This is a genomic window from bacterium, from assembly GCA_023145965.1.
Taxonomy (GTDB): domain Bacteria; phylum UBP14; class UBA6098; order UBA6098; family UBA6098; genus UBA6098.
This window is the reverse complement of sequence record JAGLDC010000027.1, coordinates 1-14,393: the sequence shown is the minus strand read 5'-3', so window position 1 is coordinate 14,393 and position 14,393 is coordinate 1. Positions and strand designations below refer to the sequence as shown.

The 14,393-nt window shown below is 43.2% G+C and carries 9 protein-coding genes; 3 read left to right on the top strand and 6 right to left on the bottom strand.

The window, feature by feature from the left end:
- The coding region (locus KAH81_02995) for a hypothetical protein (GenBank protein MCK5832615.1) at positions 1-1,514 on the bottom strand (1,514 nt) is incomplete at its 3' end.
- Positions 1,515-1,766: 252 nt separating this feature from the next.
- A complete protein-coding gene (locus tag KAH81_02990; protein ID MCK5832614.1) occupies positions 1,767-3,089 on the bottom strand; it encodes a T9SS type A sorting domain-containing protein in 1,323 nt (440 codons plus the stop codon).
- A 60-nt stretch (positions 3,090-3,149) separates the two neighbouring features.
- Here KAH81_02990 and KAH81_02985 point away from each other — a divergent pair, with 60 nt between their 5' ends.
- Positions 3,150-3,635, top strand: coding sequence for a hypothetical protein (locus KAH81_02985; protein MCK5832613.1), 486 nt, complete (start codon positions 3,150-3,152; stop codon positions 3,633-3,635).
- Positions 3,636-3,638: 3 nt separating this feature from the next.
- Here the strand turns inward: KAH81_02985 and KAH81_02980 are convergent, their stop codons facing one another.
- The 4 genes from KAH81_02980 to KAH81_02965 all read right to left on the bottom strand — a co-directional run bounded on the left by KAH81_02980 (position 3,639) and on the right by KAH81_02965 (position 9,638).
- Positions 3,639-4,427: an electron transfer flavoprotein subunit beta/FixA family protein gene (locus KAH81_02980; GenBank protein MCK5832612.1), complete on the bottom strand. Its 789-nt coding sequence runs from the start codon at positions 4,425-4,427 to the stop codon at positions 3,639-3,641.
- Positions 4,428-4,430: 3 nt separating this feature from the next.
- Entirely contained in the window at positions 4,431-4,847 is a 417-nt protein-coding gene (gene cdd / locus KAH81_02975) for a cytidine deaminase (protein ID MCK5832611.1), read from the bottom strand.
- Between the two features lie 7 nt (positions 4,848-4,854).
- Complete coding sequence (efp, locus tag KAH81_02970) at positions 4,855-5,415, bottom strand: elongation factor P (GenBank protein MCK5832610.1); 561 nt, start codon at positions 5,413-5,415, stop codon at positions 4,855-4,857.
- 353 nt (positions 5,416-5,768) lie between these two features.
- Positions 5,769-9,638 carry a hypothetical protein gene (locus KAH81_02965; protein MCK5832609.1) on the bottom strand — a complete coding sequence of 1,290 codons (3,870 nt, stop codon included), beginning with the start codon at positions 9,636-9,638 and terminating at the stop codon, positions 5,769-5,771.
- A gap of 519 nt (positions 9,639-10,157) precedes the next feature.
- On the opposite strand from KAH81_02965, the gene KAH81_02960 reads away from it, so the two are divergent.
- Together KAH81_02960 and KAH81_02955 are read left to right on the top strand one after the other, a co-directional pair.
- On the top strand, positions 10,158-11,240 hold the full coding sequence (locus KAH81_02960; protein MCK5832608.1) for a glycosyltransferase: 1,083 nt from the start codon (positions 10,158-10,160) through the stop codon (positions 11,238-11,240).
- A gap of 12 nt (positions 11,241-11,252) precedes the next feature.
- Positions 11,253-14,393: hypothetical protein (locus KAH81_02955; GenBank protein MCK5832607.1), on the top strand; the 3,141-nt coding region annotated here is incomplete at its 3' end.

Sequence of the window (14,393 nt, the reverse complement as noted above, 5' to 3'; positions counted from 1 at the left end):
GTGTTGTTATCCGGGCAGGTGACGAGGTTATTCTTCGCGTCGCTCCAGATATATCCGAAATTCCAGGGCGGTGAGTGATGATCCGACGGACTGGCATAACCGGCCCAGTGCAGATACCATTGGTTGCCTACTCCGCCCGAAGCTCCGCCATAACCATCGGTGCCGCCAATAGAGCCATGCGTGCCATAATCGATTGTGAAGGTCGAGCCGTTGAATTCTGCACGTCCGACGGCATCGGTCAGTTTCCATGTATGAAGCCACGATGATTCGAGAGAGCATTGGAGAAGCATCCACTCGTAAGTTTCGAGGGCATCCGACATCGACCCAGCCCACTCGCCCATCTCCGCGGCCATCTCCCAATCATCGGCATAAACGACAATATGATAATCGCCTTCGGCGGAGGAGCCGAGACCCTGAAGGATAGACAGCGCTCCGGCGCCGTTGCCGGCGTGCAGTCTTCCGGTAAAGTCGTTGTCGCGCGGAATGAGGCGAAGTCCGCTACCAGATTGCGTGTGTATTTTATGGTTATCGTAACCGCTAAGATGAATATCATCGTCGAGGATGACCGCCCAGATGTCGTTATCGGTAAAATCGTCGGCGATCCAGTCGGAAACACCGTCGTTTGGGTAATCGCCGTCCGGGCCGTCAAGAAAAACACGCTCGGGAACCCACGCGACACGCGGCGTGAAACCGTAACGATAATCCACCATCTGGTTTTCGATATTGACCGACCAATCGTTCATCTCGTCGGAAACGAACGGCATGATATGTTGCGCGTATGCACTCGACAACATCTCGACCCAACCTGAATCAACGCCGTTGGCGAGCCAGGTATTGAAATCCGGGTCATACCATGCCGCACCGGATTGGATCGTCCCACTCATATGGAAATTCCCCGGAAGCGAATATAGTTCATGAACTTCGAGCACCTCGTCGAATCCGCTCGAAGCCTCCGCACCGGATCGCCCGCGAAGGACATCGGTGTAGGCCAAAGACTGATTACCGTGATGCACAAAAGCGCAGTGCGCATTCATATATTCCGGTTCCTCAGGCCCGAAGGTTGCTTCGTCGATAGTCACCCCGCGAGCGACAGTTCGCACCGCAATTCGAGGGCGAGATAATATTTCTTCATTAAAAAATAGGTCGATAGTGCCGTATTCCGGCATAAAATCGATACCGATAAGCTCGAGGTCACCTCTCTGTGAGGCTTGAACTCCGCCCTTCGGTCCGATGTTTATCGAGATTTCATCGTCGATGTCTATATCGAGGTGAACACCGCATCGCTCGAACTCGTTCGATTTAGTCCTGAAATCGACCATCATCGGAAGACGAACGCGAAGTTTCGCGCTATCTAAGTAACACGAAAAAATATCGCCTGCTTCGATAATCTGATCGTTAGCAGATTCGAGTATATCGACACCCATCAGCGCCTCGCGAGGCATAGCCTCAGGAAAATCTGGGGAAAGCGCAAAGACGCTTATCGAAAGTGTAAAAATAATTGCTAGGTTGCGCATGTTGCTCCATTCATAAAAATAAACCCTTTCAAATCTAATTTATGCTCCAAGGTTATATATTTCAACCGATTTCGAGTAAGTTATTAATATTGAGTAAATAAAGTGAATCAAGATAAGGCGCGGTTTCCGCGCCCTTGTGCAATTAATGAGAAAAACGCTGGCACGAGAAGGGAGGCTGGCGCGAAATTTTGGAATCGTAAATTTCGTGATTTATCTTCAGCAAAAAAGTTAAATACCATAAGTTTATGGAACTTATTTTAGCAATATGATTTTCTTCGTCCTAGTTATATCGCCTATCTGAGCTAAAATTAGATAGATGCCTGAGGTAACGTTTTCGGATGGATACCAAATGTATTCGTTAACTCTGTTATTTTCACTAGAAGAAGAGAAATCTCTCTTGTATTGGAATAGATTTCTCGATATACTCGAAATAATATCAATGCGCCGCCCAGAAAGATCGAAGATTTGTATTAATGGATTCTCGTTTTCGCGGGAAGAAAAATCAACGGAAATTTTCACAGCTGAATTGAATGGATTCGGTTGCGAATTTATTACTAGTGAAACCGGCCTCGAGGAGCTCTCTGAAATATTATCTCTGAAATATGAAATGTCGAAAAAGAATATCCCGCCTTCCGCATCCGCCGCCACAACTATATCGCCGAAAAGGCAAACATCCACAAAATTGGACCCATCAAGAGAATAAAATCCGGAATCAACGACAGACACTCCATCCGAATCGAGCTGAAAAACCCAGAGCCCGCTTTCTCCAGCCGCAACGATTAACAAACCCTCGTCATAAATCGATTTGAAAACGTAATCATCGCCAACAGGTATCGTATTAACAACCTCCAATTCGAAGGTCGAATCCAGGACGACAATATTCACCGATCCTTCAAAATCACTTGCAATCAGAATTGTATCGGTGCCCGCAAAGTCCAAGCCTGTAATTGTCCCTGGAATATCCTCGAAAGTGATAGGTTCTAATGGGGAAGCAAGATTCCAAACAGAGATACCAGTGGGGTCTTCAGCGACAAACATAATAGAAGCATCGGAAACAGCGACATCCATGGCCAAACCACCAACTTCGTAATTAAGTAAGGCAAAAGGTGTCGATGGGGAGGAAATATCTACAAGATGAATTCCATCAGTGTTAGCCGCAACGAAAAGACTCTCACCTATAGGATAAACTGATCTAGCCTGACCGCTCAATGACAACGAACCGAGATCGACTATATCCAGTGGATCGGAAATATCGATAACATGCAAACCACGGGTCCAGTCCGAGAGATAGGCCACGCCATCTTCAACCGATATCCATCTTCCAGCGAGATTCGTTCCCACTGGGATAGAAGAACCACTCCAAGAAACACTATCGAGAATAACTGCTGATCCACCGCAAAGATATTGAATTGAATATGCTGTTGGCGCTTTTCCAAAGGCTATAATCGAGTTTTCACCCGTGGCTACTCCTCTCAGAGGCGTAGTTGGTAAATAATATTCGAGGCCAATATTAAGCGAATCCGCTCCAAAAATACATACAGCCATTAACAATAAAGAAATAATTTGGACTCTCATAATAAACCTTTTATAATAACATTATAAACCAAATATAAATTATATATCGAGGATAGCAAAATGAAAAAACAAAAAATCTCTAAAGCACTGGCTTTGGCTTTCAAAGTCTTAACTTTTTCTTTTGGAATTTTGGGATTGATAATGCTTGTGCTTATTTTTGCCACACCGGATATTATGGTTATCGGTATTCAAGGTATTAATATTTGTGCGGGGGATATTACACTCGAAGACCGTATTATTATGTCCGGTTTTGTATTGGTTACAGTCTTTCTTGCAATTCTAACCGCAAGTTTTCTCGCCAGGGCTTTTTCATCGTTGAGTAATATGAGGTCGAAAGAAAAAATACTAGGTTTTTTCGAGAATTCGGGATACATAATCCTCGCATGGGCCATATATTCTATTGGAGAAAAGATATCCATGCCTTTTTTTAATATTATTACAGCACAAAACCATATAGTCAAAGCATATTACGGCGATGCCATAATGCTATTTTTCGTTGGATTGGTTATTGTAATAGCTTCGGTTGTCTATAGAAAGAGTATTTAATCTTCAAATAATTCGTTTTTCTTTAAGTAAATCAGCCAATCTCGCCGCTGTTTTTTTTGGTTCATAATCCCAGAGTTCACCACCAACCCGCTTTTCCGGCGTGAATATCTTAATTACCTTTGTCGGAGAACCATCGAGTCCAAGAGTTTTAGCGTCTAAATCGAGATCGCTAGCGTTCCATTTGATTATCTCGGCTCTTTTAGATTTCATCATACCTCGAAGAGAGGGTAATCTTGGATCGCGAGGAAGCTTGATCACGCTCACTAGAGCTGGAAGCAAAATATCGAGTATTTCGTAACCAGTTTCTGTAATCCTTTCGACGATTATCTTATTCTCTCCGTCGAAATTGAGATCGCGTATAAATATTGCCTGAGGCAATGAAAGAAATTCCGCTATTTCAGGACCTACCTGGGCTGTATCACCATCTATTGCCTGCTGGCCAGCAAAAACCAGATCTACACTACCGATCTTCTTTATGGCCGTTGAAAGAGCCATAGATGTAGCCCAAGTGTCACTGCCCGCAAATGCAATATCGGAGATAAGAATAGCATTGTCAGCGCCCATAGCAATGGTTTTACGAAGGCTTTTCTCGGCTTGTGGAGGTCCCATGGAAAGCGTTGTTATTTCTATATCAGGATTTATATCTTTTTTTTGAAGAGCTAGTTCGAGTGCGAAAGCATCGAATGGATTTATTATTGATGGAACATCAGTGCGAATAAGTGTGTTACGGACCGGGTCCATTTTTACTTCTATTGTGTCCGGAACTTCTTTTATACAAACAACAAATTTCATGAGTTAATCCAGTTTATTCTCACTCTTGTCCAATAATTTAAAAGCCGAGGGGAGAAGTGCACCGATTGTCCACTCTTCTTCGATATATTCCTTTGAGGCTAGAAGAACTGTAGTTTCGGGTTTCGAAAACTCGGCTATTACTTGTCTGCATGCCCCACAGGGTGGGATAGCGCCGATAGAGGATAATATCAATATTCCCTTTATCGATTTTGCCCCTGCAGATATTGCCGACGATATGGCGTTTCTCTCAGCGCATATAGTTAGGCTAAAGCTCGAATTCTCCACATTAACGCCCGTAAATATCCGCCCTTTATCATCTATCAGCGCCGAAGATACAAAGACACCCGAATAAGGAGCATAAGCATTTCCAAGAACACTCTGCGCGGCCTTTAAAAGCTTTGATTTAGTAGTATCGTCCATGAAGGTTCTAGGCCCGCCCGAGGTAATCCATAGACCGAGTATCAACTTTGATTTTATCTCCGATATCGATAAACAGCGGAACCTTTACTACAAGACCATTTTCGGTAGTAGCGTTCTTTGTGACATTAGAAACTGTGTCACCGCGAATAGAGGGTTCTGTTTCTGTAATCCCGAGAATTACGCCAGCCGGCAAATCCACATTCAAAGGCTCATGACCTAGGAGCAAAATCGAATATGTCTCGCTTTCCTTAAGGAAATACTTCGTGTTACCGATAGCATCCTGCGAAAATGCTATTTGTTCGTAAGTATCGGTGTCCATAAAATGGAATCCTTCACCATCGAGATAAAGATATTGCATATTACGGTTGGCGAATTCACCTTCGTCGAGACTATCTTGCTCGGTAAAAACATTTTCTAATACAGCGCCCGTGCGCATATTCTTTAGTTTTGTTTTATATTTACTCCTTCCGCGACCTCGAAGCGACATCTGCACTTCGACTATCTCGAAGGGATCATTTTTATATATTAGCTTAAGGCCTTTTCTAAAATCCGCCGGTTTGTAAGGCATACTTTCTCCTATGGTTTTCAATAAATCAATTATTATCAAGTATTTTAGCGTAAATGTTTATAAAAAGCAATATTTTTTTTATATGTGTGTTTAATCTTCCATATGAGGTTTTAAGTGAGCGTGAGACTCTCAAGGAATCGCCTTTCCTTAGAATATGTCCCATTAAGAGCGCCTAATTGCGCTTAATAATAACGGTAACATATTGATAATGAATAAGATAGAACATATACTTAATGTAATTATATATATAAATATAATTAACATATTGTAAGGTAATATAATAAAAAGCCGGATAAAAATCCGGCCTTTTGTTATATTAATTACTCGATCCAGCTAGTCTATGCAAACATTTGCTACCTGAGAAGGATCATGCTCTTTGTGATAGCTTTACCCGATTCGACAACAAGAAGACGATAGAAATATATTCCAGATGGCATTTCCTTGCCATCATCGGAGGTGCCGCGCCAAACAGTGGTGTGCACACCAGCTGAAGCGTTGTCATCAATCAATATGGCAACGCGCTTGCCGAGTAGATCATAAACCCCTAGCTCGATTTTGCTTTCTTCAGGTAAAGCGAATTTAATCTCAGTAACCGGATTAAAGGGATTAGGAACAGCTGAATAAAGTGTTGGAACCTCAGGTAGAACGCGATTAACCTTTATTTTAGCGCTTTCCTCGAGAAGCACGCTATCAAAGCTTCTCATATCTAAAACGCTCTTTCCATTATAAAGAATTAATTCGAATTCAGGTGAAATAGCCGAAGGATCCCAGGATAGAATTTTAGCCCCCGCAGAAATAACGAACTCGGAATCAGTGCTAGGTTTAATATCCCTTGCTAAATAAAACCCCTCACATGTTCCACCAAAGAAAAGCCCTCCATCCGGGTTATATGGAGGTATCGCTCTATCAAAAGCATCGATCTTCTCGTTGGCTCTGCTGTCAATTCCGATGATATATGGCATATTGCCTATCATCATAGGTAATTGCCATGCCGGTTCATAAACAGGGAGGGCCTTACTTACTGTCGAATCACCAATAATAGTCATAAAAGCATCTGCTGTGCTAAGAACCCAATACCCACTACCAACCTCGAGGTCCGTAGGCGTGAAATAAGTTGCAGTTCCACAAGCATCATAACCATATACATTCGTTGGCAAAATAACATCCGGTTCGGAGGTTAAAGCGCCAAAGGGTAAAATACCAGTGTCTTCCCATGGAATACCCACAAGATTCCAGCCTGTGCGTATGTCTAAATGTGCTTCACTAACAAGCATTCCACCAACAAAAAAGGTGTCACTGTCTGTGCAGAATACCCAGTAGCCTTTCCCCGGTTCGGGATAGAGAGATGAAATATAGGAATAAGTATCTGGGTTATACCAATAACCATTAGTGATTGAATGGGGAACCATTTCTCGGAAAGAAATTGCCTCGTTGGGCACGAATGGGAAAGAAAGCAGGTTCCATCCGGGGCAAGTAGTAAACTCCGCCCTTCCGATCTCGGGCTGGTCATAAATGACAGTGAATTCGGTTTCATCCGAAAATGTGATATTATCTATACGCTTCATGTTTATAGTGCGTGTAATCCCGCCATCGGTGTAAATCATGTAAACCATTCCGGGTGGGAAGTGGCTCGGATTCCATCTACACGTCACCGCTCCGAAAATCGGTGAGCCGGCATAACCAGTCCAAACGATCGGAAGTGGGGCAGGACCGCGCATATCACGTTCGAGCCTTGTGATTAACGGGAATGATGGGTCTGAAATATCGAAATAACCATCAACATGAGTCGAAGGCACCGGCAACGATTGAATATCGAGACCGGGATTGTAGCCATCAGTGGCGCTTCCGGTAACTCCAAGAGTGAGTATTCTTCGGTTCTGATCACTGATTGAGAAAGTTAAGTCATTCGACCACATATGCGTATCGAAACAAACCGTCGCGAAACCATCCACCGGTTTCGAAGCCAGCTCTCCAGCATTGAAGGTAGCATCGATGAAATTAAGAGGACTATAACTTCCCTCGGCGTGTCCTGAAGGAACGAAGAACTTAATATAGAAAAGAACATCGCCCGAACCTAGCTCAGCGCCGGAACCTGTTATATGCATTCTGTTGGGTGTTGTGGTTACAGAGAGTGGCCATCCACTAGCTACCGAGCCTGATAATTCGACGCCCAATGGTTGAAGAACATCATCTATGAACTCCACAGTAATATCCAGTTCTGTTATTCCAAGCCCAGCGAGGTCCTCGCAAAAGATGGGAATATCGAAGGTATCTCCGGGCGGACACAGATGTGTATCGGGCAAGGCCAAATCTATAATATTGATACTGAAACACCAACTGTAAGGCGCCATTTCATTAGCTTCACAGTAATCCGGCTCGAGATCAGCTGCTGAAGTGATCTCAAAACAAACAGTGTCGCCATCGGCAAGAACAATACCCGCATCCTCAATGTTAAACCTAAGAGTATCATTACTATAGAAAAGAGCCGGATCTGAAACCGAGTATGCAACGCTGTTACAGGTGAAAACAATGCTCGAAGGATCTACAGCGCGAATAACATCGTAAAGTTCAATCCATGTTTCTTCAATATCAGGCGAACCCAATATAGAACCATCCTCGGGCCACTCGTTCTCCGCAATTGGCGCGGATAAATCGACTGAGAATGAACCTAAAACCGGTGTTTCTAGTGAACAACCCATTGCATCTGTAGCCTCGACGAGCGCCCAGTCAACAGTTGCACCGTCTGTCCAATTTGATGTTGGGCTGTAAGTGAGTGTATCGTCTTCCCAACTTAATAACGGCGAAGTTAGATCGAGAACTGAACCAGATACGACGAAGGTCATATCCGATGGAAGATCGAGGCCGTTCTCTGAAGCGAAGTTGAGCATAATGCCCTGATCAGAGCAGGTGGTCCATGCGCTGTCTGATGGGTCGATAAGACTGCCTTGCGGAGGTGCTCCCACGAAAGGAAGAGTCATGCGATAAGGCTCATCAGGCCAGAAAGTATCCGAAGTGCTCGGCGAAGTAACGAAAACGGTGATCGAATCCCATGCCGGGGGTGAGGTTATAGCAATGTCCCAACTCATAACGCCACTTCCACCGGTCCCAAGGTGCGCGCCACCATTCATCAGAGTATCTACAGACCCTGAAGCCGATGATAAGCCGGGAGGAAGAAGTAAATGAATGGTAACTGAATCCAGAGACATAGCGGATTCATTCGTGAACATAACGAAAAAGCTGAAAGGATTCGGAGAATAAACGCAATTCTCAACGTCGACATCGTCAACCAAGAAGGTGAAACTTCCAAAATTATAAGGGTGCCCTATACCATAATAGGTTGCACCAATAAGCGAATCACCGGGTGCAATTGTGTCGACGCCCCACCAGTATAGCACCGCGCTATCGGAATATGGCGCACCAGTTGTCGAATACGTCCATGTTCCCAAGCTATTAAACGAACCCCATCCACCGACCGCAAATCGGTCCGGCCGAACGGCATCGAAACCGTCGAGGATGCCCATTGCTGTGATCGCGCCAGCGGGTGGCGGTGGGCCGGCCTCGTATGCGAACCACCACGGAGGCATGCTATCGTAAGTCCAGTCCTCCTCGATACCGCTGTAACCCCAGATCGTGCCGAGTTCTGCGGCGTCGTTAGCATCAACCATGGTGTCCATCTGCAAAATAATTCCAACTCGATGTGAAACTGTATCGGTATTCACTATAACATACTTGATGAAAATGAAAGCATCGATGAAAGCATCGTGCTCGACATAGACAGGCTGAAGTATCTGATAAATATCCATGTTCGATTGGCGCCAGCCACCGCGAATAAACGAAGAATCGCCAGAATGTGGAACAAGGGTGAAAGGATACGTCACTGTTCCACCACCAACATCGACAGAACCTGTTGGGTCTCCAAAACCGCCGAAGTCATTCGTATAATGCGTGCCATCGATATAAAAACAACTCCACGAAGACCATGGCGAAGATGGGTAATTATATAGCAAAGTCACAGATCCAATGGTTTTGCCAATATTAAACTGACCATCGGTATCGTCAAGCTGAACTGCAATTGTGTCATTGTGGGTGCTAACTATTGCTTTTGTATGCGTTTCGTGTGCTCTGCCCATAGCGGCCTTAATAGCAGCCCAATCATCGTTCGCGAAAGCTACAAATGCTAATAAAAGGCAAATAAGGTATATCCATAAACCCTTGATTCTCATGTTATTATCCTCCTATATATGTTTCGATTAATCAACATTAACTATCTTATTAATAATACGAGTTAAGTTTTGCAAAGTCAATGATTATTGCAAATAGATAAGAGTTTGTTAGTTAAAATAACCTTATAAAATCTATCATATCAAAAAACGTCGGTTTTTCAGCTTTTGGCGTTCAGGATAGTGTAAAGCCAACTGATACTCGAATTCTTTAATTAAAGTAACCTTTAATGTCACTGATTTATTCACATATGATAATAGGGTTACAAATGTAAAAATACCCAATACGTAAAAAACCGCTATTTGTGACTGAATGATAAAAATGCTAAAAAATTATGCAAGAAAAATACTGCATTGGCGCGGGTTGAGAACGCAATGCCACAAAATTTGCCCAATAAAAAGAGATTATTGATGCTAACCCATATAGATAGCAAAAAACGTGACAGCGCCAGGACAGTGTTGTGATACCCTCAAACTCTCGATTAGCATTGATTAACTTGACTTTTTTAGTATAATAAAACAATGTCTATTTCTATTTTACATATTGCACCACAAAACTTCGCTGGAGTGCCTTATTCAATAGTTAAGGCCGAACGCAAATCTGGTTTCGATTCTTGCCTTATAACAATGTGGCCACACCCTTATGGCTTCAAAGAGGATGAATGCCTTGATTTGCCCTTGGTAGCCGGCAATTTTATTACGAAAATCCAACGCGCACTGAAAACGACTCCTCAAACGCTAAACCTTCGTCGCAAAGATTTGAATGAAATCCCTCCTAAATGGCGAGGTGATAAATTCCCCGCAAAACAACTTTTTGCTCTTAGAGATAAAATATGGGAAAAAAGATTAATAAAAGCAGGATTTCCAAAAAGATTAAATGACTATGATATAGTAGTTTTGGATGGCGGAATACCTCTTCTTAGAAGCGGAAAATGGATACTCGACTGGGTTTTAAGGGGGGGCAAATTAGCTACAACATATTATGGGAGTGATTTGAGGCAACACGGTGTTATTCCAAAAATAGATAAAGCGGCTTCGGTGGTCTTCGTGATGGAATTCGATCACCGATTTATTCACCCTCGATCAACATGGTTGCCTTTTCCTTTCGATCCAATAAACCTGCCTAATGCTAAAGCGCCCAATGGCCCAATTCGTATAGGCCATGTTGCATCGCATCGTTCCGCAAAAGGAACCAATGAGATAATATCCGCAATTAATAACGTCGCCAGAAGAATACATGTAGAACCGGTGATTATAGAAAAAAAACCACATGCGGAAACAATAGCCCTTAAATCTTCTTGCCATATCTTTATTGATCAACTCGGCGAGCTAGGTTATGGAATCAGCGGGCTAGAATCGGTTGCAATGGGGATACCCACTGTAGTTGAGTTACTTCCCGACCATGAAAAATTTCTTGGCTCTCATCCTTTTGCTGTTGCGAATAAAAAAACTTTGCCAGATGTGCTAGTCAAATTGGCCTTAAATAAGAATTTGCGCATGGATATGATTTCACGGGGTAAAATATGGCTCGATGAGTTTCATAACCCTATTAAAACAACAAACATAATCATTGAAAAATATAACGAATTAGGCTGGATTTCTTAGGGAGATTTTTAGATGATTAATTTTAAAAAAATTTTATTGTTAATGATGCCTTTTTCTCTTCTGTTTGCGTTTTCTTACACGCATTTCGAAAAAGGAATCCCAACAATTGAGGTTGAAGGCAATTACGCTCATGTCGAGCTTGTAGGATGCGATCAACCACATCCCGGCCAATTAGATCTCCCAATCCGCTTGCTTAATGTGGCACTTCCTGCTCAAACTCGAGCTGTATCTATCGAATGTCTAGCCGAAAGAGAGGTATTAATTTCCGGCATCGAGATAAATTCCGTTTCCCAACAAGAATACTATAGCAACTGGCCACAATTTTTTCCTGAACATAATCAAACCGCCGAGCTTATAAATACCGGCCTTTTGTTTGGTGTTCCAATCGCTCAAATAAAGCTTAGGCCGTTTACATATGAGAATTCCAATGGGACACTATTTTTGAATAAAAGAATTCACATAGATTTTTACCTCGAACGCTGGGATTATAGAGCCGAGCTTCCAGTTACCTCCACGCAATACTCCGCTTCAGTTCGTAATCGAATTTTAGAAGCTAATGTTGCCAACCGAGAAAACCTGCCGGCACCCTTCATTTTCGAGCCGATGGATGAGATGGAGTCCCGGGTTCGTAGCTTCCCTCCCGCTTTGGGCGATGATCCTTCAGATGGAGTCGCGATAATAGCGGATAGATTTCTACCTTACTTCGAAGCCTTTTTTCAAGATGAAATAGCTTTCGGCCTTATTATCGAACCCATTTCTCTCGAAGCTCTATATTCTGCCTATCCGCATGGTGTTGACAGAGTCGAACGCATTCGCCAATTTATAGTCGATGCTTATCAAAAGTGGGGAATATCCGGAGTCTTTCTTGTTGGAAATATCGAAGAGCTTCCAGTTCGTTTTCGTTATGGAATGATGGCTATTCCCACATGGGAAGAGATACCTACCGACATGTATTTTACCGTGATGGATGGCAATTGGAATAACAATGCTGACCGTTATTTCGGTGAGGAGGATGAGGATGATTTCCTCCCAGAGTTATTTGTTGGTCGATTTCAACCAGAGGACACCCTCGAGGCTATAGCATATGTCCAGAAACTTCGTTCGCATAGAAGAGAGTTGAATAACGATTTTATTCGGCGATGGCTTTTCGCATGTGCAAGCCTTTCTCCTACTGGCGAAGACCAGATGGGTCAACTTATATGTGACTCGATAATCGATTCGCACTTACCCGAAGGAATAGATGCTCTTAAGATGTATTCTCATTTTGATTTAACTGGTGGGGATATTGAACTTAACGAAACTAACTTCCGTTCACAATTATATTCAGGAAGATATCTCATCTGCCACATAGACCACGGCTATCAGTATATTCTTCATACTGGAAAAGAATCGGGTGGAGGAGGACTGAATATTGGGGATTTTTTGTCTCTTGATAATCACCCCTTTTTCCCGATACTTTACACATATTCATGCGAGGTTAACGCTATAGATTTATCTTCGATTGGTGCCGCATCTATACGCTCAACTGAAGGCGGCTTAGTCGCCATTATAGCACATTCCCGTGCGGCATGGACATCTCAGGTGAATCTTGTCTATTATTTTTGGATAAACAACGTCTTCCCCTATAAATCGATCAAATTGGGAGAGATACTCCAGAATATCTTCCTTACACTCGCTGATAACTCGGTTTATCGCTATTATAAATGCATTACAACGCTTTTTGGTTACCCTTTTCTCGATGTCTATCCACAGGGATTATCAGAAGTAGATTTATCATTTTCCCGTGATTCGATTCCAAGCGAAGGTGGCATATTAACCGTTACAGTGCTTAATTCGCTTACTTCCTCACCCATAGGCGATGTCTCGATAGTAGCCAGAACCCCCGGAGGGAAATTTGCCACTGATATTACTAACGAATACGGCATTGTAAGACTCTACATTCGTCCGGGAGAAGCCGAATATGTTTATATATCTGCTTCCGGGGGAGGAGCCTTTTTTACAGAGGAAACACTCGCGGTAGCTGAACCGCTTCAAGCATATCCCATCATAGAAAGAGCCGTATTCCATCCATTGGGTGGGGATGGCGATACTATTTTCGAACCGGGGGATACCTTTGCCTGCGATCTCTCAATTAAAAACTGTGGTGCTTCGACTGCAGATACTGTTAAATTTACATTAACTAGTTGCCCCACGCTCGATTCAGTTGCATTTGTTTATTCTTTTACAAGTTTTGATACATTAACAATTCATTCAGCCTTTTCAATCACGGCTCCTAGTGATTGTCGAGGGATTACTAACCTTCGCCCTGTAGTTAGGATCGAGTCGGATAGCTTATTCTATAGCGATACACTTTCGATTTATATTGAAGCACCAATCTTCCACCATTTTTCAACTGAGTATAGGGGAGGAGCTGCTTCTCCTTTTCCCGGCGACACTGCGATTATACTTCTCGGTGTTACCAATACAGGATTTGGCGATTTTCGAGGCGGAGATGTTGATTTTGTGGTATCGGGTGCTACTATAGATGTTAGCTCCTACGCAATTGGGACTATAGAGCCTTTGGATACTTTTATCTTACCACTTAATCTGGTTTCCGAGTCGATACATATTGATGGGAAAGCTATATTCGACTTCTCCAATTGCTCACCCGAGACAATCGATTTCGACTTAAAAACTCCATCCGTTCCGGACTCGGTAGGAATGGATCCTTCAGTTTCTTCAGTGGAATTATATTGGGCTTCCCCCGACGATGGTTTGATTTATGGATACAATATCTATAGAAGAGATTATACGGGTTCGTCATTGTGGACAAAGCTTAATACCTTCCCAATCTCATTTGGAACCTATATCGACGAGGGATTGCCAGAGGTTACGCAATTTTTCTACCGGGTAACTTCAGTTAGCGAATCTATGATAGAAAGCCCACCCTCGGATTCCATTCTCGCATGGACGACACTTACCGCACTCGATGGTTGGCCTCGTTCTATCGGCCCTTCGATAAGAATATTTGCAAGTCCTGTTCTATATGACTTTAACGACGATGGTGCGAGTGAAATAATTATCACCGGACAAAATTATTCCGGTGTTTTCGCCTTGTATGCCAATGGCGAAGATGTTTTCGACTCGACCGATGCAGTCGATCCCTTTGGGGAT

What these genes read in the sequence shown, in the direction of transcription:
- KAH81_02990 (MCK5832614.1), bottom strand. Translation starts at nt 3,089, where the DNA reads ATGAGAGTCCAAATTATTTCTTTATTGTTAATGGCTGTATGTATTTTT.
- KAH81_02985 (MCK5832613.1), top strand. Translation starts at nt 3,150, where the DNA reads ATGAAAAAACAAAAAATCTCTAAAGCACTGGCTTTGGCTTTCAAAGTC.
- KAH81_02980 (MCK5832612.1), bottom strand. Translation starts at nt 4,427, where the DNA reads ATGAAATTTGTTGTTTGTATAAAAGAAGTTCCGGACACAATAGAAGTA.
- cdd (MCK5832611.1), bottom strand. Translation starts at nt 4,847, where the DNA reads ATGGACGATACTACTAAATCAAAGCTTTTAAAGGCCGCGCAGAGTGTT.
- efp (MCK5832610.1), bottom strand. Translation starts at nt 5,415, where the DNA reads ATGCCTTACAAACCGGCGGATTTTAGAAAAGGCCTTAAGCTAATATAT.
- KAH81_02965 (MCK5832609.1), bottom strand. Translation starts at nt 9,638, where the DNA reads ATGAGAATCAAGGGTTTATGGATATACCTTATTTGCCTTTTATTAGCA.
- KAH81_02960 (MCK5832608.1), top strand. Translation starts at nt 10,158, where the DNA reads ATGTCTATTTCTATTTTACATATTGCACCACAAAACTTCGCTGGAGTG.